This window comes from Chitinophaga cymbidii, from assembly GCF_007992715.1.
Lineage (GTDB): Bacteria > Bacteroidota > Bacteroidia > Chitinophagales > Chitinophagaceae > Chitinophaga > Chitinophaga cymbidii.
This window is the reverse complement of sequence record NZ_BKAU01000001.1, coordinates 583,115-605,616: the sequence shown is the minus strand read 5'-3', so window position 1 is coordinate 605,616 and position 22,502 is coordinate 583,115. Positions and strand designations below refer to the sequence as shown.

Here is a 22,502-nt window from a genome sequence, read left to right as displayed (position 1 = left end):
GATAAAACAGTGGACAATATGGTTGGGACTGATCTGCTGGGCAGGAGGGGCAGTCGCCCAGAAACCCGCCCGCAGCGTGCATTACCGCCCGCAGGGAACGGACTTTGTTTGTGAGAACGGCCAGCAGCGGTTTAACCGCGCCTTGTATGGCGGAAATACCGCCTTTCGTGTGGAAGCCGGCGACCTCCCCGAATTTGCGATGTACCTGCCCGGCATGGGCGGCAACCTGCATTTCGGATTGATGTCCGGAAAGGAAAGCAAATGGCTGATCGATGCGGAACACATCCGGGCAGTGTACCGGCCGGGGAAAATGCTGTATGCGATAAAAGATCCTTTGCTTGGGAAAGGTGTGATGCAGATCGAAGTGCTGGCGTTATATGACGCGGAAGGAATGATCGTGAAAATAGCCGGGAAAGATGTTGATAGCCGGGTTGAATTGATGTGGGTGTACGGTGGTGTCAGCGGAAAGAAGTTTTCCCGCAATGGAGATATCGGGGCTGATCCCGAATCATCTTTTTACCTGCATGCGGCAAACTGTAAAGGTAATGCCTATACGATAAAGGGAAATACATTTCAATTGACCTATGGTGGTGGAAAACAACTATCCGGCATGTTCCCGAACGTAAAAATAGGGGATGCTTCAAAGATGGAGAGCCCTGTTGATGCCTACGGCGCTACTACCGCGGAAGCGCCGGTTGTCACCGGTAAAGCGGTGATCATCGCGGAAGAACGGTATTTTCTGTTACTGAACAAACCCGCGGATGTGGCCGAAGGCGGATATGCTTTACGTCAGAATAAGCCGGCGAATACCACAGAAGGCGGATATGCATTGCATCTGAACAAACCGGCGGATACTGCAGAGAAGCGGTATTCATTGCTATCCGGCAAACAGGTGATCACCTCAAAAGACCTCCCGCATATCTTCAACAATGCCGACAAAACCCGCCACCAACTGGCGAACAGGATCAAACTACAAACCCCCGATCCATACCTCAACACCCTCGGCGGCGCGCTCAGCCTTGCCGCAGACGCCATCTGGGAAGATCCCACTTTCCTGCATGGCGCCGTAGCCTGGCGCATGCGCCTGAACGCATGGCGCGGTGCATATGTTGCGGACCCGCTGGGCTGGCACGACCGCGCACGTAAACATTTTTCAAGCTACGCGCTGTCGCAGGTAACTACGCCACCGGAAACCGGTGTGGTGATGGACACCGCCCTGCACCTCGCCCGCCACCAGGAAAAGATCGGCACCTTTCTTTTCAGTGACGGATATATCTGCCGCAACCCCAATGGCGACATCCGCGCCCATCACTACGATATGAACCTCGTGTTCATCGATCAGCTGCTGCGCCACTTCAACTGGACGGGGGACACGGCCTATGTGCGCGAAATGTGGCCCGTGATCAAACGGCACCTCGCCTGGGAGAAAAGGAATTTCGACAGCGACAACGACGGACTGTATGATGCCTACGCCGCCATCTGGGCCAGCGACGCGCTGCAATACAGCGGGGGCGGCGTAACACATACATCGGCATACAATTACTTCGCTAACAAAACAGCGGCGTCACTGGCAAAGCTGATCGGGGAAGACGGGGCGCGCTATGAAAAGGAAGCGCAACACATACTTTCATCCATTCAAAAATATCTGTGGCTGCCGGAGCAAGGCTGGTATGCGGAGTACAAGGACAAAGCGGGCCGTCAGCTCGTGCACCCCGCGCCTGGTCTGTGGACGATCTATCACGCGATCGATTCCCGCGTGCCTGACGATTTCCAGGCTTACCGCTCGCTGCAATACATTGAAGACCACATTCCGCGGATCCCGGTGCAGGCAAAAGGGTTCTCCGAAAAAGACCTGTACCTGCTCAGCACTTCCGACTGGCAGCCCTACACCTGGTCCATCAACAATGTTGCGCTGGCGGAAAACCTGCACACCGCCCTCGCATACTGGCAGGGCAACCGGAGCAACGAAGCATTCCGGCTCTGGCGGAGCGCCCTGCTGGAAAGCATGTACCTCAGCGCCAGTCCCGGTGGCTTTCAACAACTCTCTTACTACGATGCGGTACGCGGCGAGCTCTACCGTGATTTTGCGGACCCCATCGGCATGGCCGCCCGCTCGCTGGTGGAAGGCCTCTTCGGCATACAACCGGATGCATTGCATGATACGCTGATGATCCGCCCCGGATTCCCCGCGGACTGGGAGCATGCCCGCCTGGAAATACCGGACATGACGTTTGCGTTTAACAGGAAAGGCGATACAGACAGGTATCTGATCAGCCCGTCCTTCCGTAAAAAACTCCAACTAAAACTCTTACTGGCCGCGCGAAAAGATGATGTGGCGAGTGCTAGCGTGAACGGCAAGCCCGTACGATATGCGGTGCGCGCCGGTGTGGGAGCGCCGCTGATTGAGCTGGCACTGCCGGCGGAAGCGAAATACGAGATTGTTTTGCAATGGAAAGGAAGGCCTGTCAAAACAAGCGAACAAGTTTCCGGCGTGAGGCAGGAGCTGTCTTCCACAACCACCGGCCGGCCGGCGGGCGCTGCCGCACCGGCTGCCGGAGAAAGCCGGCGCAACACGGAGGCGTCTGTAGTTTCCGGCAGCAACGTTTCCTTCCGCAAAGTAAAGCAAGGCATCTTCACCTGGTGGCAGCCCATTGTTCACAAGGCAAAGAAAGACACCACTTCCATTCCTCCACCAGTCATCACTCCGGCCACAACATTTGAAAAAGTACCGGTCGTTTTCAACGATAAAGTAACGAACATATTTAAACAAGCCTATTTGTCCCCACGCCCCGTTATGCCCACATTACAGCTGCCGGTACAGGGCATCGGCAACTGGTGTTACCCGCTGACGATGGCATCCATTGACGACAGCGGCCTGCGCACGGCAGCGGGCGCGCGCAACGAGATCAGAACGGCGTCAGGCATCCCTTTCAGCACGCCTTCAGACACCCTGCAAAAGAACATCCTCTTTACATCGCAATGGGACAATTACCCAGAATTAGCCACCATAGCGCTAAGCGGGAAAGCAACCTATCTTTGCCTGCTCATGGCTGGCACTACCAATCCCATGCAAAGCAGGATGACCAACGGTTTCGTGATCGTTGCCTATACAGACGGCTCCCGCGATTCCATGCGGCTTAAAAACCCGCAGAACTGGTGGCCCATCGAGCAGGACTATTTTACGGACGGGCATGCCTTCACCACGGACGCGCCTCATCCTGAACGGCTCTACCTGAAAGAAGGAAGGTTTGCGAAAGGGCTGGATAAATACGCTGTCATCAAGGGATTTTCGTCCCGGGGGATCGATGGCGGCGCGGCTACTGTGCTGCACATGCCCCTGCAAGCGGATAAAACATTGCGGTCACTGACCGTGCAGGCATATACGAACGATGTTGTCATCGGCCTGATGGCAGCAACATTATTAAGACAATGATGAGAAATATCCTATTACTCCTGCTGCTCTGCAATGCAGCTATCGCACAACGGACAGATTCCGTTTATATGTTCGCGTACTTTAAACAGAACGGTCAGGATGGACTGCACCTGGCGTTTAGCCATGATGGTTACTCCTGGAATGCGTTGAAAGGTGACAGTTCCTTTCTGACGCCCACCGCCGGGAAAGACAAGCTGATGCGCGATCCCTGCATCATCCGCGGAGCGGACGGCAAATTCCATATGGTATGGACTGTAAGCTGGAACGAGCAAAGCATCGGCTACGCTTCGTCCACCGATCTTGTGCACTGGAGCCCCCAGCAGGACATTCCCGTGATGGCGCACGAGCCCTCCGCCCGCAACTGCTGGGCCCCCGAGCTAACGTACGACCCCGTGAAAAAAGAATATATGATCTACTGGGCCTCCACCATCCCCGGCAGGTTCAAAAAAGGCGATACGGCCGGCGACGACAAATACAACCACCGCATGTATTACGTCACCACCAAAGATTTTTCCACCTTCAGCAAAACGAAATTGCTGTACGATCACGACTTCAACGTGATAGACGCGACCATTCAGCCCAATGGGAAGCAGTACCTCATGTTCCTGAAAGACGAAACCCGCACGCCGCCGCAGAAGAACATCCGTGTGGCTACCGCGCAAAAGCTCGCCGGTCCGTATACGAAACCCTCCGCGCCGCTTACCGGGAATTACTGGGCGGAAGGGCCCACCGTACTGAAAGCCGGCAACAAATGGATCATGTATTTCGACAAGTACACGCAGCACACCTATGGCGCGCTCGAATCAACAGACCTGCAAAGCTGGACGGACGTATCGGACCGGCTGGTAATGCCGGAGGGCATCCGCCACGGCACCGTGTTCACCATTTCAGCGGCGGAGTTCAACAGGCTGGCACCTCCCGCCGGCCCGCGCCTGGAATGGGCTGACAAGGTAGGCGCTACTTCTTTTCCATCCTCCCGAAAAATATTCATCGCCAACGATTACGGCGCCGTGAGCGATACCACCACGATCAACACCACCTTCATCCAGCGCGCGATCGACGACTGCGCGGCCAAAGGCGGCGGCATTGTGACGTTGAAGCCCGGCACCTATGTGACCGGATCGGTATTCATTAAAAGCAATGTTAATTTTCGTATAGATAAGGGCGTTACCCTGCTCGGCTCGCAGAACTTTGCGGATTATCCTGATATAGATACCCGCATCGCCGGCATAGAAATGAGATGGCCCGCCGCCATGATCAACATGCTGGACGTGAAGAACGCCGCCCTGACCGGCGAAGGCGTGATCAATGCAAGAGGCAGGTTCTGCTGGGACAAATACTGGAAAATGCGCAAGGAAGACTACGAGCCCCGCGGCCTCCGCTGGATCGTGGACTACGACGCCAAACGGGTACGCACAGTGCTGGTGCAACGTTCTGAAGACATCACCCTGAAAGGCATCACCATCAAAAATGCCGGCTTCTGGACGGTGCAATTATTATACTCTACCCGCATCACGGCGGACGGCCTGGTGATCCGCAACAACGAGGACGGTAAAGGCCCGAGCACAGACGGCATTGATGTGGATTCCTCTACCTGGGTGCTGATCGAGAACTGCGATATCGACTGCAATGATGATGATTTTTGCCTGAAAGCCGGCCGCGACTGGGACGGCCTGCGTGTGAACAAGCCCACGGAATACGTGGTGATCCGCAACTGCATCGCCCGGAAAGGCGGCGGGCTGCTGACCCTCGGCAGTGAAACCTCCGGCAGCATCCGCCATGTGCTCGCGGAAAACCTTATCGGGAAAGGCACCGGCAACGGCTTTCACATTAAATCCGCTGTTACCCGCGGCGGCATTGTGGAAGACATTCACTTCCGCAACATTACGCTGGACAGCGTGGGCAATGCTTTCCACTTCACCATGAACTGGAACCCTTCCTACAGCTATTCCAAACTGCCTGAAGGCATGGACGCCGCTTCCATCCCCGCGCACTGGAAAACCATGCTGCAAAAAGTGGAGCCGCCGGAAAAGGGCATCCCGCATTTCCGGAACATCTACATCTCCAACATAAAGGCCACCGGCGTAAAACGGGTGATCAGCGCGCACGGAATGGAGCAGTCGCCGCTGGAAAATTTTCACTTTACGGACGTACACATCGAAGGAAATACAAAAGGAGAAATCGAGTTTGACAAAGGATGGCAGTTCATCCGTTCCACTTTCACCGCTAAACAGGAGAAATGAACAAGCTGATCCCCGCCTGGCTTTGCTGCCTGCTTTTAAGCGGAACGGCCATGGCGCAAAGACAAATGGAGTACCTGGACCGGGGCGTAGTAGCCATTGCGAAGCCCGGCGGCGGCGTTTTCGTTAGCTGGCGCTGGCTCGTGACGGACAAGGAGGGCACAGGCTTCAATATCTACCGCTCCGGCGAAAAGCTCAATCAAACACCATTGACGGACGTAACATGGTGGGAGGATGCGGATGCCGACACCGCCGGGAGTTACCGCTATGAAGTAAAAGCGGTATGGAAAGGAAAAGAGGAAGCTAACGGCAAAGCCTATGTGAAACCGGAAGGCGCACAACCCTTTCTTTCCATACCATTGCAGACACCTGCCGGCTATGCGCCCAATGATGCTTCTGTGGCGGATCTGGATGGCGACGGCGAATATGAGATCGTGCTGCACCAAACGGGCAGAGGGAGAGATAATTCGCAGGCGGGCTTCACAGACCCGCCAGTTTTTCAGGCATACAAGCTGGACGGCACTCTGTTGTGGACGATCAATCTTGGTAAGAACATCCGCGAAGGCGCCCACTACACGCAGTTCATGGTGTATGACCTGGATGGCGACGGCATCGCGGAAGTAGCGATGAAAACGGCCGACGGCACGACTGACGGCGTGGGCAACGTGATCGGTGATTCTTCCAGAGACTGGCGCAATGAAAGAGGATATATCCTGTCCGGCCCCGAATACCTGACCATCTTCGATGGCCGCACCGGCAAAGCGCTGGCTACCACGGATTATATCCCCGCCCGTCATCCCACCTCCCTGACGCCCACTTCCGCCGAGCTGAAAGAAATATGGGGCGACGGCAACGGCAACCGCATGGACCGTTTTCTGGCCTGTGTGGCGTACCTCGACGGGAAGCGCCCCTCGCTGGTGATGGCGCGCGGATATTATACCCGCACCGTACTCAGCGCCTGGAACTGGCGCAAAGGCAAGCTCACACACGCCTGGACGTTCGACAGCGATGCGCCGGGCGGCGCCAACCGCGCTTACCGCGGGCAAGGGAATCATAATCTTACCGTAACCGATGTAGATGGGGATGGCAAAGACGAGATCATCTACGGTGCGATGACGATCGATGATAATGGCAAAGGGCTGTATTCCACCGGGCTGGGCCACGGCGATGCGCTGCATGTTTCCGACCTGGACCCGGAGCGTCCGGGATTGGAGGTCTTCGATATCCAGGAACGCTTCGGTGATGCCGGCGCCAGCTTCCGCGATGCCCGTACCGGCGCGGTGATCTGGAAAAAAGCATCCGTGAAGGCGGGAGAAGACGGCGAAGGCCCCGGCCGCGGCCTGGCGCTGGACGTAGATCCCCGTTATCCCGGTTACGAATGCTGGGTGGCAGGAGCGGGCATCACCGGCATGTTCGATACCAAAGGCAATAAGATATCCGAACGCACACCCGCCTGTAACATGGGCATTTACTGGGACGGCGATGTGCTGAGCGAAATACTGAACGGCACCCGCATCGATAAATGGGACTATGAGCACAGCAGCACACAGCGCCTGCTGGATGCCCGGCAGTACGATTGCGTGCACAACAACGGCACCAAGTCCAACCCGGTGCTCTCCGCCGACATATTGGGGGACTGGCGCGAAGAGGTGATCTACCGCACGGCTGACAACAGCGAGCTGCGGATATTCACCACTACCATTCCCACGGAAAGGAAATTCTATACATTGATGCAGGACCCGCAATACCGGCTTAGCATCGTTTGGCAGAACGTGGCGTACAACCAGCCGCCGCATCCCGGTTTTTACATGGGAGAAGGCATGAAAGAACCTCCGAAACCCGACATCCGTATTATAAAAAAGTGAACATATGAAACCGAGCTTTAAACATTTTGATCTGCAGGAAACCCAGCAGCGAGGTTCCATCTGGCCATTGAAAAATGGCTATGTACAGATGAAACAAATACTGTTACTGGTGCTGCTGACTGTCACCACCTCCTTCATCGCACCGAAACCAACGCTCTACATCATTGGCGATTCCACCGTCAGGAACGGCGATGGGAGCGGAAAGAACGGCCAATGGGGATGGGGCAGCCTCGTGGCCCAATACTTCGATACCGGAAAGATCCATATCAGCAACCAGGCCATCGGCGGCAGAAGCAGCCGCACCTTCATCACCGAAGGCCGCTGGGAAAGAATACTGAACGAACTGCGTGCAGGCGACTACGTTATCATGCAATTCGGGCACAACGACGCCGGCCCGCTGGATGATACCGCCCGCGCCCGTGGCACCATCCGCGGCACCGGCGAAGAAAGCAAAGAGATCTACAACCCCATCCGCAAACAGCAGGAAGTGGTGCACACCTACGGATGGTACATGCGGAAATACATTGCGGAAGCAAAAGCTAAAGGCGCTATTCCCATTGTGTGTTCGCCCGTTCCGAGAGAACGCTGGCAGAACGGGAAGATCAGCCGCGCGGATAACGACTACGGCAAATGGGCCAGGGAAACCGCTGAAAGCGGTGGCGCAAAATTCATCGATCTGAACGACCGCATTGCGGAGCAATATGAAGCGATGGGCGCGGACAAAGTGAAAACATTATTTCATGGCGATCATACCCATACCAGCCGCACCGGCGCCGAACTGAACGCCAAAGTAGTAACGGCGGAACTGAAAAGCGTGCTGGGCAAATACATGTTACCCCCGCAGCGCCTCATCAAAAAGAAACAGACCCTCGCCGCCATGCGCCTCGCCAATCAGTACTTCATGCAAAAATGGCCGGACGCGGGAAAGCCGACATTCGTTAAAAAGGAACGCCCGAGCAACCTGTGGACAAGAGCCGTGTATTACGAAGGACTGATGGCGCTCTACAGCATCGATAAAAAGAAAACGTATTACAACTATGCGGTGGAATGGGGCGAAAGCCACAAATGGGGACTATGGGGCGGTCAGCAGGTACGGAACGCGGACAATCAATGTTGCGGACAAACCTACATCGACCTTTACCTGATCGATAAAAAAGAAGAACGCATCCGCGATATCAAAGCCTGCATGGATAATATGATCGCATCCGATAAGATAGATGACTGGTGGTGGATAGACGCCCTGCAAATGGCGATGCCCGTTTTCGTGAAGCTCGGCGTGCTCTACAACGATACCAGCTATTTCTCCCGCATGTATGACATGTATGCATATACGAAGTATAAGCATGGGGACAAAGGACTGTATAATCCCGCAGACCATCTCTGGTGGCGCGACAAGGACTTCGATCCGCCGTACACCGAGCCGAATGGCGAAGATTGCTACTGGAGCCGTGGCAACGGATGGGTGGTGGCCGCACTGGTGCGCACCCTGGAAGAATTGCCGTCCTCCGATCCGCATTACGCGGAATACATGCAGGATTACAAGGACATGCTGGAAGCCCTGCTCCCCCTTCAGCGCCCGGACGGCTTCTGGAATGCCAGTCTGCATGACCCGAACAACTATGGCGGCAAGGAGCTGACCGGCACTTCGCTGTTCGTGTACGGCATGGCCTGGGGCATCAACAAAGGCATCATCGACAGAAACACCTATCTGCCCGTGGTCACAAAAGCCTGGAACGCGCTGGTGAAGGATTGCGTACACCCGGACGGAAAGCTGGGCTGGGTGCAAAGCACCGGCAAGGAACCGAAAGACGGGCAGCCAGTGACGTACGACAGGATACCCGATTTTGAGGATTACGGGCTGGGGTGCTTCCTGCTCGGCGGCAGTGAGGTGTACAAGCTGAAGAATTAACCCATTGATAACTTTTTCGTCACATTATGGTTACACAGCGGTATTATTTTAGACCCTCAAGTTTTACATAATTCGCTGTAACAATATCTCATGCACAACAAAGGCCTGGTCTTCACCGGGCCTTTTTTTGTGGAATATCCGCTGCGCTGCATCTACCCGGCATGAGAACACTTGCTTTACTCCTGTTTCCCGCCTTTGCCATGGCCCAGCAGGTTTCGGACACCGCTTACCATTATCCGCTGGCAAAAGTCATGTACACCGCTGATACCGGGCCGCTGATACTGTTCGATCAGGCGCATAACAACCCGCATACCTTGAAAGGCAGGTATGCCGCTTTCGGGGACCTGCTCCGGCAGGATGGTTATCAAGTAGAACCGGCAAGGGAAAAGCTGACGCCGGCGCTGCTGCGCCCCGCAAAAATATTCGTGTCCGCCAACGCGCTGTACGACCGTGCCAACTGGGACCTGCCTACCGGTTCCGCCTACACGGAAAATGAAGTAAAGATTCTGCACGATTGGGTGCAAAACGGCGGCAGCCTGTTTCTGCTGACGGACCATATGCCCTGTGGAGCATCGGTGAATACGGTGGCGTTATCTTTTGGATTTAATGTGGTGAACGGATATGCCGCGCGGACAGACAGGCAGGAAGAGATCTTTACAAAAAAGAAGGGCAACCTTCATCAACATGCCGTAACGCGGGGGATCGACAGCCTGATGGTTTGGGGCGGCACCGGCTTCCTGGCGCCGGCAGGCGCGCAGGTCATTGCGTCGCTGGGAGCGGGGTACGAGATATTTCTTCCGTCCAAAGCGGAGCAGATCACAGACACCACACCACGGTTATCAGGGCTTGGTTTTGTGAATGCCGCCAGCCTGGAATACGGCAGGGGAAGGATCGTGGTCTTTGGTGACGGCGCGCCTTTTACCGCGCAGCTGGAAGGTATTTACAGCAGGAAAAGGGGCATGAACCACCCGAAGGCGGGTCAGAATGCCCCTTTGCTGCTGAATATCATTCATTGGCTGGATAGAAAGCTGTAACCCGCTATTCCATCCTGTCCCAGATATCGTTTACAAAACAGGTCAGGCGTGTGATCTTCCCGTTGCTGTCTTTCGAGAACTCCGCGGGAAACTCCTGGTCCCTGCCGAAGAAGGTCAGTTCATCTTCCGCGAGGAGTACGATCTCTTTGCCGTCCCAGGATTGTTTTAAGGTCAGTGATTTTTCCCCGGCGGTGATCCGGAGCGACAGTTTTTTGTCGCGCTGAAAAACATACTTTCCTTCAAGGTTTTTCAGCTGCTGCGGCGTGAGCTGAACGCCTTCCAGAGGCTTGTAGTTCTTTACCTTCGTCCATTCGCTGCGGTGACTTACCACCAGTTTGGTAACCTCGCCCTGCCCGTTCTTCACGAACTTTGCAGTATGCTCTTCATTTTTGGTCACAAACTCAAGGTCCGATGTACGGACCAGTTCATATTCCCTTCCATCCCATAATTGTTTACCCGTTAGTACGCCGTCCTTCACAGAGAACTGCACATACGCTTTCTTGTTGTCATCTTTCTGAAAAATGCCCTCGAACTGGGAGAGATCATCAGCGGGTGTGGCGGCGGACAAGAGGATGAGTCCTGCCGAAAGCAGACCAAGTAGTTTCTTCATAATAGAAATTTTTAACGAAGATGCTTTACCGGCCCGTTTCCATAAATATTTTTAGAAATGATCGCTGTCTTCCGTGTCTGTCAGGATCTTTCGCTCTACCAGCGACTTGTGGTACACGGAATGTTTTACATACTTGCGGGTGATAAAATAAGAGATGGCCGTAACGATCATCAGCGGGATGAACAGCTTGTATCCTCCGGTGATCTCCGCCAGCAGGAAGATAGCGGTCAGCGGCGCATGCATCACGCCGGCCAGTACACCGGCCATGGCGGTGATGATGAAGTTGGGCGTATTGAGCTGATAGACGCCGGAAAGGTTAACGATGTAAGCAAACAGGAATCCCGTTAACCCGCCGGTGATCATGGATGGCGCAAAGATACCGCCGTTGCCGCCCGCGCTGATGGTAAGGCAGGAACAGATCACCTTGAACACGAGCAGCAATACGGCCATTAGTATTATAGCCCAGGCTTCATGGCCGTAGGATTGCAGCAGCGAATGCGCGGAAAGAAAAGTATAATCGCCCTGCAGCAGGCTGGTGATACCGGAATATCCTTCGCCGTACAGCCCCGGCAGGAAGAAGATGAGGATGCACAAAGGAACACCCGCGATCAGCCAGCTCTTCCAGTTCATCTGCTGCTTTTCAAAATATCCTTCTATGAAATCCACAGAACGGGTAATATATACGGATACCAGTCCGCATAACACGCCCAGCACAATATAGAACGGAATGGCCTCCATGCTCCAGCTTTCGCTGGCGATGAAAAAGAACTTGCCGGGATATAATATCTGTGAAACCACCGTAGCCGTGGCGGTGGAGATCAGCAGGGGGATGAAGAACGGAATGGAAAAATCGAGCAGGAATATTTCCAGTACAAAGATGATCCCGGCGAAGGGACTGTTGAATACGGCCGCAATGCCGCTGGCGGTGCCGCAGGCCAGCAGGAGGATGACATCTTTGGCCGGCAGCCGCAGATCATGGCCGGTATTGGAGCCGATGGCGGCGCCGGTGGCAACGATAGGCGCTTCCAGCCCCACACTTCCGCCGAAAGCCACCGTGATGGCACTGGTGAGGATGTGGCCATAGGTATGCCGCTTCTCGATCCGGCCTTTATTGGTAATGATATTGTGAATGATAAATCCAACGCCGCGATTGAGCCTGTTCCGGAAGAAGCGCGTCAGCAGCAGGAGGGAGATGCCGGTGCCGAGCAGGGGCAGCATGGCGGATAGCCAGTTGCTGTTCATCCAGTTGTTCATACTGTCTACCCGGTGCTCGAAGAATTGTACGGTTATTTTCAGCAAAACAGCCGCCAGCGCGGCTACTACGCCTACAATAAAACTGAGCAGGATGAGGAAGTTGCGGTGGGAGGTGTATTTGGAACGGTATCTCCCGAGCTTTATCATCAGCCTGTTGATCTTGTTTCCAGACAGGTCCATCCCGCAAAAGTAAGCAATCTGAACTTTAGCTGTGCTGCTCCAGGTAATCCCGCTTGTATTCCAGCGGCCGTTTGCCGGTGATGCTTTTGAATTGATGATTGAAATGGGAGATGTTGTTATACCCGCATTCATAACCGATCTCCGCAACATTCTTCTCATCTTCCACCAGCAGCTTGCAGGCGTAACCGATGCGCACTTCCATGAGGAATTCCACGTAGGTTTTTTTCGTTTTGCTTTTGAAATAGCGGCAGAACGACGGGCGCGTCATATTCAGCAGGGAAGCCACGGTATCCAGCGAGATCCGCTCGTGGTAATGTTTCATGGTATACTCGAAAATGGTGCGGATGCGTTCTTCATCGCTGTTGCCGGGAGATTGTATAAAACCTTTGGACGACAAAGGCACGTAGTCCCTGCTTTCGGATACTTCCTGTAAAAGCAGCAGCAGGTGTACCAGCTTTTTGCCCGGCGTATCCATGAGCATGGCTTCGATCAGCGCGGCGGCCATCTCTTTTGTTTTTCCCATAAGCTGCAGGCCGGTGCTGGCTTTGCCGAGCAGTGCGCGGATGGATTTTGCTTCGGGGAGCTGCAGGAAATGATCGCCGAGTATTTCCGGTAGGAACTTTACGCAGATGGTTTCTCCGCTATCCATATACGTTGTTTCATGCCGGAAGCAGTGCGGCAGGTTAGCGCCTGTTATCACTACGTCCCCGCTCTGGAAATGCCCGATATGATCGCCGATCAGCCAGGTGCCGGCGCTATGGCGGATGTAGAGGAATTCTATTTCGGCATGATAGTGCCAGGTGTTCTGCATGTCCCCGCCGGTGTCTTTGCGCACCGCAAAGGAATGCTCGGGGGAATGCGTAACTTGTCGCAGTACTGGTTTCATAACGTAAAACTGATGTTAATATAGTGCAATTTTTTGAATTGAAAGCACTGCGTTATACGGCCGTCCGGCTATACGTTTGTAGAACTGTGCCGTCTTCCGGCTTTATTGGTCAGGAAGTGGGAAACATGGTAATTGTATTATTTTCCGATTTATGAAAGCATTGATCTGCATATCCCCCGGTCACATGGCGTACCGGGACGTAGCGGCGCCTGTGATGGAGAAAGGCCGTGCGATCCTGCGCATCCGGCGCACCGGCATTTGTGGCACGGATATTCATGCCTATGGCGGCAATCAGCCCTATTTCGCGTACCCGCGCATCCTCGGCCACGAGCTGTCCGGCGACCTGGTGGATGCCGATGGTGCGGAGGGTTTTGTGCCGGGAGAGGCGGTGACCTTCATCCCTTATTATCACTGCGGGCATTGCAACGCCTGCCGGCAGGGTAAAACGAACTGCTGTGTGGAGATGAAAGTCTGTGGGGTGCATGTGGATGGCGGGATGGTGGAATATCTATCCGTTCCTTCCGCTTCGCTGGTAAAGAACGAAGGTTTGGACCACGATGAACTCGCGCTGGTGGAGCCGCTGGCGATCGGGGCACATGGCATCCGCAGGGCCGGTATACGGCCGGGAGAAAGCGTACTGATCTTTGGTGCGGGGCCGATCGGGCTGGGACTGGCGGCCTTTGCGAAGATTGCGGGAGGAGATGTTACGGTGGCGGATGTGAACAGGGAAAGACTGGCATTCTGCCGGCAGGAAACCGACGTGCAAACATTGCATCCCGATGCGCTCGGGAGCATGGCCGCCGATGTGGTGATAGACGCCACGGGCAATCTCGCCGCGATGAACAATGCGCTCCGCTACCTGGCGCATGGCGGAAGATATGTGCTGGTGGGCCTTCAGAAGGAAGCGCTAAGCATCAGCCACCCGGAACTGCATAAAAGGGAAGGGGCCGTGATGAGCAGCCGCAACGCAACGCGGGAGGACTTTGAGCAGGTGGTAGAGGCCATCCGCCTGAAAAAAATAAACCCGGTGGCATTTATTACGCACCGGGTATCTTTTGATGAATTAGGTTCGCTGATGGCGGATTTCCCGCGGCAGGCGATCAAAGTGATGGTGGATCACTGATAGGTGGTGAACACCACTTTCTCCACTACTACGCCCAGCTTTTTCAGGCGGGAATTATCGGCTTTGAACTTCGTGTCGCCGGTAAATTTATCGTACAGATCGGGATCACCGCTGTTGATCGCTTTGAAGAGGATGTCCACTCCTTTTTTGTCCAGCGCCCCGCCTTCCCAGCTATTCACGATCCCGCCGTTGGTCCATTCAAAGCCGTTCACGCTGAAGGGGCGGGTATTGATCTTCATGACTTTTTCTATCGGGTCGCCGGGCTTGATGCCGAAGGGGGATTTCCATTTGCTGTTTTCCATGCCGAAGGTGATGGTCTTGGTAGAATCCTTTCGGAACACCACTTCCATTTCGTTGTTGGTATCAGGATATACCACCCAGGCTTTGCCGGCGTCATTGCCTTCGAGGTCGGATACGCCGCGGAGCACAACGTTTTCCTTGCCGTAGAGGTTGACCAGCTCATCCGGTTTCTGAAGGGGGAATACGGCCCGCACGTCCCAGTTGCGGGTATCTGCCGCTTCCGCAACGGGCGCTGCAGCGGTTGCGGGGGCCGTTGTTCCGGGCTCGGTGACTACGGTGGTCACATTCCCCGGCTGGTTGGCCGGAGGGGCCACCATCACGGAAGTGACTTTCGGGATGGCCCCGATGCGGAACAGTTCCGCTTTTTCTTCCTGCAGGGCTTTGGCTTCGCCTTTATATTTGTTCACCACGTAGGTGGCGATGGGGTATACGTTGCCGGAGGAGATGTTCATGGCCCGGAGGTTGGCGATGAGCGTTTGCCGGTTGCCGTCGCTGAACTGGTACAGGAACTTCAGGGCGGCGTCCATGGCCGCGGGGTCTTTCTTCAGCTCCATCATCGTTTTGTCCACTTCCAGTCCACCGGAACCGGTACGGCTCATCTGTTCCGTGATGAACACCAGGGCCGGGTCATTCCGCAGCCGGAACTGTTGCGCCATGCTTTCAGAGATGTTCTCTATGGCGGATTCCGAGAGTTTTTGCGCATTGGCCCAAAACGGGATCATCAGCGTCAATAAAACAAGCAGCCTTTTCATGTATGTAGATTTCATGGTCGTTAAGTTTCCGGGCCCCCGGGTATCAGGGATACTCCTTACAACGAAGATACGATGCAAATATTATGCTATTATTTCCCTTTTGCGTAACAGAATTTCCCGATCCGAGCATTGGCGGCGCACATACCTGCCTACATTTGCGGCCACAAAAGGTTAAATCATGAAAATCAGATCATTTCTCCTCATGGCCATCATGGCAATGGCGGTTTCCCAGGCCTTCGGCCACGCTTTCTGGATAGAAACAAGCCCCTCCGGCAAAAAAGGACAAGCCCAGGAAGTCCGCATCTTCTTCGGCGAATACGCTGATCAGGACATCTCTCCGCTGGATAAATGGTTTTCCGACACTAAAGCATATTCCCTGACCCTGATCACGCCCGGCAAAAAGGAGATCAAACTGAACTCCGTACCCGGCACGGATCACTATAAAGCATTTTTCACGCCCGAAACCGATGGCGTGTATACCATCGTGTTGCAGCACACCGTAAAAGACGTGTACCATGGCAGCCGCCTGGATTATCACTCCAGCGCTGTTGTACAGGTCGGTCAGCGTTCCGGCGGTGCTGCTGCAACAACCAATCCCAACAGCATCCTGGTGCATACAACACCGAAAGAAAGCTATAAAGCCAACGAAAGCATCACCCTGCAGGCGCTGCTGGACAAAGCGCCGGCCGGCTCCAAAGAAGTGGAAGTTGTAGCACCGAACGGATGGGGCAAAACATTATGGACGGACAGCACCGGTTCCGCCAGCTTCACCCCGATATGGCCCGGCCGTTACATGGTGGAAGTTGCCGTGACAGACGACAAAAAGTCCGGCGACCACAACGGCACGCCTTTCAAGAGAGTTTGGCGCTGCGCGACCTACTGTATTGAAGTGTCCGAATAAGCAATTATCAAAAAGCAATCAAATAGTCCCCGCCGATGTTTATTGGCGGGGATTTTTATTATAGGCAGCATCTGGCCGGGGGAACGTACAGGTCCGTCAGCCACGAAACGATCTCTTCCGGCTTCGCCCTCCTTCAGCGTTCGCATGGCGGCTCCGGTCATCTCCCGGTATGGCGACTGGTCCTTTTCTTTCTTTGGGAATGAGGCGGTACACTCTGGATGCTATGTGGGAAGCCTCCGCGAGGAAGTTGCATGTTCCATGGTCCGGCGGGCAAGGGTCTGGATACCCTAAGATAAAGCATAGTAAAAGCGCACGAAGGAGAGGGGTTACTCTAATGCTTTGAGGCGGCGCATAAATTCGTCCGCTTTTTCTTTGGTGTTGAGGACTTTGGCAAGGGAACTTCCGCCGCCGGAAGTTAACCGGACCTCAATTTTTTTGTGTGGAGCTTTCCTGGCCTGCTCCTGTAATTCCCTTACTTTTTGAGCAATTTTTTCGTCCATAGTAGTAAAATTAAGTGTTTTTGCCGGTTTGATAAAACTAATCTCTGGCGTTAAATATGAAGTAGTTGTAGAGCTTTTCGTATGGCAATCTGTTGTCTTCTTTGATCACACAAGGGTCGGCCGTAATATCATCCCAGTCGAAGGCCATTTCCTGTCCAAAATCGCGCAGTATCCTTACGTAATACTTTATCCCGTAAATCCGGAAGAAGCGGCTTAGATATGCAAGGTTGTTACAGATGCATCTGTAATATAAATACGCCCGGGCATTACATGAGCCATCTATACCAAGATATTCTGAAGGATTACTTTTTAGAAATGTCAGACCGCTTAAAATGATCGTGGAAAATACCTTTGAATGATCCTGGTGATCCAGTTTTGCTTTATCATCAATCAGGCTGGCATCATCAAGCGGCCCAAAAGAAAGATTATATACATTTGGTATGATAGGATGCATTTTATCGCTGATATTGATGCCGAGTATCATTCTTTCTCCTGTTTTTAGAACAGTTTCAAAGCTTCGGAGTTTCTGATCTTTACTGAGCGTATTTATTGCGTAACAGTTTTCAAGATCCACCTTAATATTCAATGCCATACTTATTGCTTTGGATTAACAAGGCTGCAAATATCTCATCCACACAAACATCATCCGGTTAAAAACCGGTTAACGACAACAACAATTTCATCCATACCAACCATAAAATAACGCTATAAAAAATCACAAAAAATGTATTATCTTTTCAGGGTACTGATAAGCATGTGAAAATAATAGCTGTGAGAATCCATCTTCATTAAACTGATCCCCTTACCCTGATCGAATAAGCAGAATGACAGACAGGAAGTTACATATCCGGCAACTGATGCTGGAAAGGCTGACCGGCATCATCCCTGCCGAAGATGACCGCTATCTGCAACAACTGATAGACGCGGAAGAAGAAGTGCGTGAATTATGGATGGAATTCCAGGAGGAAGCCCGCGAGAGCGACGCCCGTTATTTCATTGAACGGCTGGACACCAAAGAAGAGCTGGCGGTGCTCACCAAACGTATTCCCGGCCAGGATTACCGCCTCATCGAATGGCTGGTGGCGATCGGTATTGTTGTGGCGCTCGGCACCATCTCCTACTTTTTCCCCGCGGGAAGCGAGCAGGTCAAACAGGCTACTCCGCCACCCGATTCCCTCGTCCTGCAAAAACCTTAATAATTTATTCCTATTTTTAGCGAATGCGCTCACTGATCTCAAGCCTGCTCATCCTTTGCTGCCTGACTTCTGCCGCCCAACAATTCAAAAAAGGCGACAGGGTCTGTTTCGTTGGTAACAGCATCACACATAACGGCGACTACTGGCATAACGTACAACTATACTATGCCACGCGCTTCCCGCAACTGGACGTGCGATTCTTCAACTGCGGCATCTCCGGTGATGTCACCAGCGGCATCCTCCGGCGGATGGACAGCGACATCCTCATACACCGCCCCACCTGGGCCGTGATCATGATCGGCATGAACGATGTCAACCGCCCGCTATACGACGCGAAAAGAAAAAATGAACCGGGCATCCGGGAGAAACAGCAGGCGGAATTGTCCAGATACAAAAAGAACCTCGACAGCGTCATCCGGATCTTCCGGGACAAGGGCATCCGCATCATCCTGCAAACGCCATCGATCTACGACCAGACGGCAAAAATATCCACCAACAACCTTTTCGGCGTCAATGACGCATTAAAGGTCTGCGCCGATTTTATCAGGATGGAAGCAAAGAAATACAAGCTGACCGTAGTGGATTACTGGACCATGCTCACTACCCTGAACGCCGGCATACAAAAAACGGATTCCACGGCCACGCTCATCGGGAAAGACAGGGTGCATCCCGGAGGAACGGGGCATCTGCTGATGGCCTGGGAGTTCCTGCGCAGCACCAAAGCGCCGGCTGCCGTATCTACGATCGTCATCGGCAAAGATGCCGCCGCCACAAAATCAAAAAGCCGGCAATGCGAGATCACTGATATGCAGCGCAGCGACCAGCGCATCACTTTTACCTGCAAGGAAAAAGCGCTGCCGTTCCCTTTGCGGGAAGACCAGCTGAAAGTGCCGCAGCTCGTGCCTTTCGACGATAACATCAACCGGCAGATGCTGATATTCAACTACCTCAAACCAGGTAAGTACACGCTGAGCATTGATGGCGTAGAGATCGGGAAATATTTTTCGGGAGAGCTGGAAAGAGGGATCAATTTAAGCACCATGCGCAGCCTGCCGCAATATCAGCAGGCGCTCAAAGTGCGGGCGCTGCTGCAGCAAAGCTGGGCGCTGGAAGGGAAGCTGAGAATGCTCCGCCTTATCGAGCACCGGTATATCAACAAGCTGCCGGGGCACGAGCGCCTGGAAACAGTGCGGAAGTTCTATGACAGCGCACATAGCCACAAGCCGGAAACCGACTATGTGAAGAAGTTATTTATACAATACCTCGAAAACAAACCGGAAGAAGCGGAGATACGGCGGCAGTGGGAGCGGTCGCTGGATTCATTGCCGGCGCTGAACAAGCCGGTGGCGCATCAGTTCGCGTTGCGGAAGAACTGATCAGGATTTGGCATCATTCACCTCCACCCAGTGCCCGTCCGGGTCCTGCAGATAGATCTGCTTCACGCCGTCCACACGCAGGGTGATCTTGTTCTTCTCGCCCTGCCAGCTCCTGAATTCCAGTCCCGCTTTTTTGAGCCGCTCGATGAACGCCTCCACGGAAGGAACGCTGAAGCAGATATGGGTGTTGATATCGCCCTGCTGCCTGCTTTTTGCCCCGGCGATGAGGTGAAGATGGCTTTTCGGGCCAACGGAGAACCAGGTATGCTTGCCATCGTGGAACGGTTCGGGTATGGTGTCCAGTCCCAGTATATCACGGTAAAAAACAGTGGCTTCCTGCAGGTCCTGCACGTACAGCGCAATATGGTTCAGTGATGCGCGCTGCGCGGAAACGGTCATGGCCGCGCTCATGAAAAACACAAGGAAAAAGGCTTTCTTCATAACGTTACAAGATACATATCTCTTCCCTTATCTTTCGAAAAATGTGAGAGTGGCAGCAGCAGTAATACAGACATCACAAACGCGCCGCCGATCACCAGGATGCCGCCCAGCAACAGGTCGCCCGCATTTTTTCCCGCCTCCCGCATATCTGCCGCTTCGTCCGCCAGCGCCAGGAACATGAATATGGAAACGAACATCATCAGCCCGCCCGCCGTCATCCGCGCGTAAGTCCGCCGGAAGAAAAGCAGCGCGCTGAAGATCAGCAGCAGCACGATCGTGGAGTAGTTAAAAGCGCCCCAGAGCATGCCGGCGGCACAGAGAATGAAATAACAGCAGGGGAGGTAATGCAGGAAGATCAGCTCTTTTTTCATAATGTATTGGGATTAATCATTCGAATATAAGCAGTCGCCACGGCTTTTCCTATAGCATTTTTGTACCTATTTTTGCGGATCGACCTAAAAGAGAGAAAATGATACATATTGTTGGAATATCCGGAAGCCTGCGGAAAGGCTCTTATAATACCTCCCTGCTGAAGGCGGCGCTGGACGTGCTGCCGGAAGGGGTGACGGCGGAAGTAGCACATTTTGATGATCTGCCGATGTATAATGCGGACCTGGACGTGGGGGACCGGCCCGATACCGTGCGCCGCTTCCGGGAGGTGCTGGCGAAGGCCGACGCCATCCTGATATCTTCGCCGGAATACAACTATTCCATCCCGGGTGGACTGAAAAATGCGGTGGACTGGGCCTCCCGCGGAACGGACGCGCCGCTGCTGCACAAGCCCGTGGCCGTGATGGGGGCCACTCCCGGCATGTGGGGCACCGTGCGCATGCAGCTCGCCTTCAAACAGGTGTTCCAGTTCCTGAACATGCACCAGGTCAGCAAACCCGAAGTAATGGTAGCGCAGGCGGCAGGCAAATTCGACGAACAGGGAAAGCTGACCGATGAAAAGACCCGGGAGCTGGTGAGCCGCCTGCTGGTGGCCCTTCGCGATCTTACCCTGCAATTGCAGAAAAAATAGTGGCGGTAATTGGCTAATTTTGCCCCTTATTACTACAGATAAATCTCAATATGTCAAACAGCTTGTACGATTTTGGAATGATCGGTCTGGGCGTGATGGGGCGCAACCTCCTGCTCAACATGGCGGATCATGGATTTGCCGTGATCGGCTTCGATAAGGATACCGAAAAGGCGAAAGCCCTCGAAACCTCCGCCTCCGCAGGCACCCGCGTGAAAGGGGTGGTTGCGCTGGAAGAAATGATCAGCCAGCTCCAGCGCCCCCGCAGGGTCATGATGCTGGTACCCGCCGGTAAGCCGGTGGATGATGTGCTCGAATCACTGAAGCCGCTGCTGGAACCGGGAGACATCGTAATTGACGGGGGAAATTCCCATTACACAGACACCCTCCGCCGCGTGACCGCCACCAAAGAAGCGGGTTTCCACTTCATGGGCGTAGGCGTATCCGGCGGTGAACAGGGCGCCCGCACCGGCCCGAGCATCATGCCGGGCGGCGACCAGGAAGCATATGCGCACGTAAAGCCCATGCTGGAAGCCATTTCCGCAAAAGTGGACGGCGAACCCTGCGTGGCCTACCTCGGCAAAGGCGCCGCCGGGCACTATGTGAAGATGGTGCACAACGGCATCGAATACGCCATCATGCAGCTCATCAGCGAAAGCTACCGCCTGCTCAAAGCCGCGGGGCTGGATAATGACCAGCTGCATGAAGTATACAAGAAATGGAATGAAGGGGACATGCAGTCCTTCCTCCTGGAGATCACCGCGGATATCTTCCTGCAGCCGGATGACAAGTCCGGCCTCCGCCTGATAGACGTGATCTCCGATAAAGCAGGCTCCAAGGGCACCGGCAAATGGACTTCCCAGGACGCGATGGACCTCGGCGTACCCGCCACCGTGATCGACACGGCCGTGTCCATGCGCACCATCTCCGCGTTCCGCGACGAGCGCGTGCAGGCAGCCGCCATCTACAAAGAACCGAAAATACCCGTACCGGCAGATCAGCAGCTGTTTATCTCCCAGGTGCAGGACGCCCTGCAGTTCGCCACCATCATATGTTACGCTCAGGGCATGGCGATGCTGCACAGCGCTTCATCCGCGCTGGACATGGACATCCCCCTGCCGCAAGCCCTCAAGGTTTGGCGCGGCGGCTGCATCATCCGCTCCGCCCTGCTCGGTACCTTCTACAACGCCATGCAGCAGTCCCCCGGCTTGCCCAACCTGCTGCTGAACGCCACCGTAGCGGATATCATCAAAGGAAAAGAGCATAACATGCGCGCCGTGATCGTACAGGCAGCACAGGCGGGCCTCCCCGCTGCCGGTTTTATGGCCGCCCTGTCGTATTTCGATGCGTACCGCAGCGAAAAACTGCCTACCAACCTTGTGCAGGCGCAGCGGGATTATTTTGGCGCACATACTTATCAGCGTATAGACATGCCCGGTAGTTTCCATACTTCCTGGCAACATCATTGATCATTTTTATTTTTT

Annotated in this window: 19 protein-coding genes; 11 read left to right on the top strand and 8 right to left on the bottom strand. The window is 54.2% G+C overall.

Annotated features, from left to right (window positions below):
* Positions 1-22: 22 nt before the first annotated feature.
* From CCY01nite_RS02390 to CCY01nite_RS02370, 5 genes are all read left to right on the top strand, one after another.
* Positions 23-3,433: a DUF4450 domain-containing protein gene (locus CCY01nite_RS02390; RefSeq protein WP_222614295.1), complete on the top strand. Its 3,411-nt coding sequence runs from the start codon at positions 23-25 to the stop codon at positions 3,431-3,433.
* Positions 3,430-5,676, top strand: a complete 2,247-nt coding sequence (locus tag CCY01nite_RS26830; RefSeq protein WP_246129830.1) for a glycosyl hydrolase family 28 protein — start codon at positions 3,430-3,432, stop codon at positions 5,674-5,676. Before CCY01nite_RS02390 ends, CCY01nite_RS26830 begins: the two co-directional genes overlap by 4 nt.
* Entirely contained in the window at positions 5,673-7,538 is a 1,866-nt protein-coding gene (locus CCY01nite_RS02380) for a rhamnogalacturonan lyase (protein WP_146857698.1), read from the top strand. The genes CCY01nite_RS26830 and CCY01nite_RS02380 overlap by 4 nt, the downstream gene beginning before the upstream one ends.
* Positions 7,539-7,626: 88 nt before the next feature.
* On the top strand, positions 7,627-9,447 hold the full coding sequence (locus CCY01nite_RS26825; protein ID WP_186830860.1) for a glycoside hydrolase family 88 protein: 1,821 nt from the start codon (positions 7,627-7,629) through the stop codon (positions 9,445-9,447).
* Between the two features lie 161 nt (positions 9,448-9,608).
* Positions 9,609-10,481 carry a DUF4350 domain-containing protein gene (locus CCY01nite_RS02370; protein ID WP_146857696.1) on the top strand — a complete coding sequence of 291 codons (873 nt, stop codon included), beginning with the start codon at positions 9,609-9,611 and terminating at the stop codon, positions 10,479-10,481.
* Between the two features lie 4 nt (positions 10,482-10,485).
* Here the strand turns inward: CCY01nite_RS02370 and CCY01nite_RS02365 are convergent, their stop codons facing one another.
* From CCY01nite_RS02365 to CCY01nite_RS02355, 3 genes are read right to left on the bottom strand one after another with little or no spacing between them, the layout of a single operon-like run.
* A complete protein-coding gene (locus CCY01nite_RS02365) occupies positions 10,486-11,091 on the bottom strand; it encodes a hypothetical protein (protein WP_146857695.1) in 606 nt (201 codons plus the stop codon).
* Positions 11,092-11,142: 51 nt separating this feature from the next.
* A complete protein-coding gene (locus CCY01nite_RS02360; protein ID WP_186830859.1) occupies positions 11,143-12,525 on the bottom strand; it encodes a chloride channel protein in 1,383 nt (460 codons plus the stop codon).
* A 25-nt stretch (positions 12,526-12,550) separates the two neighbouring features.
* Positions 12,551-13,411: an AraC family transcriptional regulator gene (locus CCY01nite_RS02355; RefSeq protein ID WP_146857693.1), complete on the bottom strand. Its 861-nt coding sequence runs from the start codon at positions 13,409-13,411 to the stop codon at positions 12,551-12,553.
* A 151-nt stretch (positions 13,412-13,562) separates the two neighbouring features.
* Here CCY01nite_RS02355 and CCY01nite_RS02350 point away from each other — a divergent pair, with 151 nt between their 5' ends.
* On the top strand, positions 13,563-14,534 hold the full coding sequence (locus tag CCY01nite_RS02350; protein WP_146857692.1) for a zinc-binding alcohol dehydrogenase family protein: 972 nt from the start codon (positions 13,563-13,565) through the stop codon (positions 14,532-14,534).
* On the opposite strand, the gene CCY01nite_RS02345 is transcribed toward CCY01nite_RS02350, so the two are convergent.
* Positions 14,528-15,586: a hypothetical protein gene (locus CCY01nite_RS02345; protein ID WP_146857691.1), complete on the bottom strand. Its 1,059-nt coding sequence runs from the start codon at positions 15,584-15,586 to the stop codon at positions 14,528-14,530. The two genes, CCY01nite_RS02350 and CCY01nite_RS02345, sit on opposite strands and share 7 nt — an antisense overlap.
* 178 nt (positions 15,587-15,764) lie before the next feature.
* Here CCY01nite_RS02345 and CCY01nite_RS02340 point away from each other — a divergent pair, with 178 nt between their 5' ends.
* Positions 15,765-16,487 (top strand): DUF4198 domain-containing protein, encoded by a 723-nt coding sequence (locus CCY01nite_RS02340; RefSeq protein ID WP_146857690.1) that lies wholly within the window; start codon positions 15,765-15,767, stop codon positions 16,485-16,487.
* Positions 16,488-16,813: 326 nt separating this feature from the next.
* On the opposite strand, the gene CCY01nite_RS26515 is transcribed toward CCY01nite_RS02340, so the two are convergent.
* Positions 16,814-16,987: a hypothetical protein gene (locus tag CCY01nite_RS26515; RefSeq protein WP_186830858.1), complete on the bottom strand. Its 174-nt coding sequence runs from the start codon at positions 16,985-16,987 to the stop codon at positions 16,814-16,816.
* 37 nt (positions 16,988-17,024) lie between these two features.
* Positions 17,025-17,579, bottom strand: coding sequence for a DUF6934 family protein (locus CCY01nite_RS02335; RefSeq protein ID WP_146857689.1), 555 nt, complete (start codon positions 17,577-17,579; stop codon positions 17,025-17,027).
* 232 nt (positions 17,580-17,811) lie between these two features.
* Here CCY01nite_RS02335 and CCY01nite_RS02330 point away from each other — a divergent pair, with 232 nt between their 5' ends.
* Together CCY01nite_RS02330 and CCY01nite_RS02325 are read left to right on the top strand one after the other, a co-directional pair.
* Entirely contained in the window at positions 17,812-18,183 is a 372-nt protein-coding gene (locus CCY01nite_RS02330) for a hypothetical protein (protein WP_146857688.1), read from the top strand.
* Between the two features lie 23 nt (positions 18,184-18,206).
* Positions 18,207-19,559: an SGNH/GDSL hydrolase family protein gene (locus CCY01nite_RS02325; protein WP_146857687.1), complete on the top strand. Its 1,353-nt coding sequence runs from the start codon at positions 18,207-18,209 to the stop codon at positions 19,557-19,559.
* Here the strand turns inward: CCY01nite_RS02325 and CCY01nite_RS02320 are convergent, their stop codons facing one another.
* Positions 19,560-20,000: a VOC family protein gene (locus CCY01nite_RS02320; RefSeq protein WP_146857686.1), complete on the bottom strand. Its 441-nt coding sequence runs from the start codon at positions 19,998-20,000 to the stop codon at positions 19,560-19,562. It lies immediately after the preceding gene.
* Positions 19,997-20,371, bottom strand: coding sequence for a hypothetical protein (locus CCY01nite_RS02315; RefSeq protein WP_146857685.1), 375 nt, complete (start codon positions 20,369-20,371; stop codon positions 19,997-19,999). The genes CCY01nite_RS02320 and CCY01nite_RS02315 overlap by 4 nt, the downstream gene beginning before the upstream one ends.
* Before the next feature lie 98 nt (positions 20,372-20,469).
* Here CCY01nite_RS02315 and CCY01nite_RS02310 point away from each other — a divergent pair, with 98 nt between their 5' ends.
* Positions 20,470-21,021 carry an NADPH-dependent FMN reductase gene (locus tag CCY01nite_RS02310; RefSeq protein ID WP_146857684.1) on the top strand — a complete coding sequence of 184 codons (552 nt, stop codon included), beginning with the start codon at positions 20,470-20,472 and terminating at the stop codon, positions 21,019-21,021.
* Between the two features lie 50 nt (positions 21,022-21,071).
* On the top strand, positions 21,072-22,487 hold the full coding sequence (gnd, locus tag CCY01nite_RS02305; protein WP_146857683.1) for an NADP-dependent phosphogluconate dehydrogenase: 1,416 nt from the start codon (positions 21,072-21,074) through the stop codon (positions 22,485-22,487).
* The last annotated feature ends 15 nt before the right edge of the window (positions 22,488-22,502 follow it).

Excerpts from the sequence above, each read along its gene's own strand:
- CCY01nite_RS26830 (WP_246129830.1), top strand. The coding sequence starts at position 3,430 with ATGATGAGAAATATCCTATTACTCCTGCTGCTCTGCAATGCAGCTATC.
- CCY01nite_RS02380 (WP_146857698.1), top strand. The coding sequence starts at position 5,673 with ATGAACAAGCTGATCCCCGCCTGGCTTTGCTGCCTGCTTTTAAGCGGA.
- CCY01nite_RS26825 (WP_186830860.1), top strand. The coding sequence starts at position 7,627 with ATGAAACAAATACTGTTACTGGTGCTGCTGACTGTCACCACCTCCTTC.
- CCY01nite_RS02370 (WP_146857696.1), top strand. The coding sequence starts at position 9,609 with ATGAGAACACTTGCTTTACTCCTGTTTCCCGCCTTTGCCATGGCCCAG.
- CCY01nite_RS02365 (WP_146857695.1), bottom strand. The coding sequence starts at position 11,091 with ATGAAGAAACTACTTGGTCTGCTTTCGGCAGGACTCATCCTCTTGTCC.
- CCY01nite_RS02360 (WP_186830859.1), bottom strand. The coding sequence starts at position 12,525 with ATGGACCTGTCTGGAAACAAGATCAACAGGCTGATGATAAAGCTCGGG.
- CCY01nite_RS02355 (WP_146857693.1), bottom strand. The coding sequence starts at position 13,411 with ATGAAACCAGTACTGCGACAAGTTACGCATTCCCCCGAGCATTCCTTT.
- CCY01nite_RS02350 (WP_146857692.1), top strand. The coding sequence starts at position 13,563 with ATGAAAGCATTGATCTGCATATCCCCCGGTCACATGGCGTACCGGGAC.
- CCY01nite_RS02345 (WP_146857691.1), bottom strand. The coding sequence starts at position 15,586 with ATGAAAAGGCTGCTTGTTTTATTGACGCTGATGATCCCGTTTTGGGCC.
- CCY01nite_RS02340 (WP_146857690.1), top strand. The coding sequence starts at position 15,765 with ATGAAAATCAGATCATTTCTCCTCATGGCCATCATGGCAATGGCGGTT.
- CCY01nite_RS26515 (WP_186830858.1), bottom strand. The coding sequence starts at position 16,987 with ATGGACGAAAAAATTGCTCAAAAAGTAAGGGAATTACAGGAGCAGGCC.
- CCY01nite_RS02335 (WP_146857689.1), bottom strand. The coding sequence starts at position 17,579 with ATGGCATTGAATATTAAGGTGGATCTTGAAAACTGTTACGCAATAAAT.
- CCY01nite_RS02330 (WP_146857688.1), top strand. The coding sequence starts at position 17,812 with ATGACAGACAGGAAGTTACATATCCGGCAACTGATGCTGGAAAGGCTG.
- CCY01nite_RS02325 (WP_146857687.1), top strand. The coding sequence starts at position 18,207 with ATGCGCTCACTGATCTCAAGCCTGCTCATCCTTTGCTGCCTGACTTCT.
- CCY01nite_RS02320 (WP_146857686.1), bottom strand. The coding sequence starts at position 20,000 with ATGAAGAAAGCCTTTTTCCTTGTGTTTTTCATGAGCGCGGCCATGACC.
- CCY01nite_RS02315 (WP_146857685.1), bottom strand. The coding sequence starts at position 20,371 with ATGAAAAAAGAGCTGATCTTCCTGCATTACCTCCCCTGCTGTTATTTC.
- CCY01nite_RS02310 (WP_146857684.1), top strand. The coding sequence starts at position 20,470 with ATGATACATATTGTTGGAATATCCGGAAGCCTGCGGAAAGGCTCTTAT.
- gnd (WP_146857683.1), top strand. The coding sequence starts at position 21,072 with ATGTCAAACAGCTTGTACGATTTTGGAATGATCGGTCTGGGCGTGATG.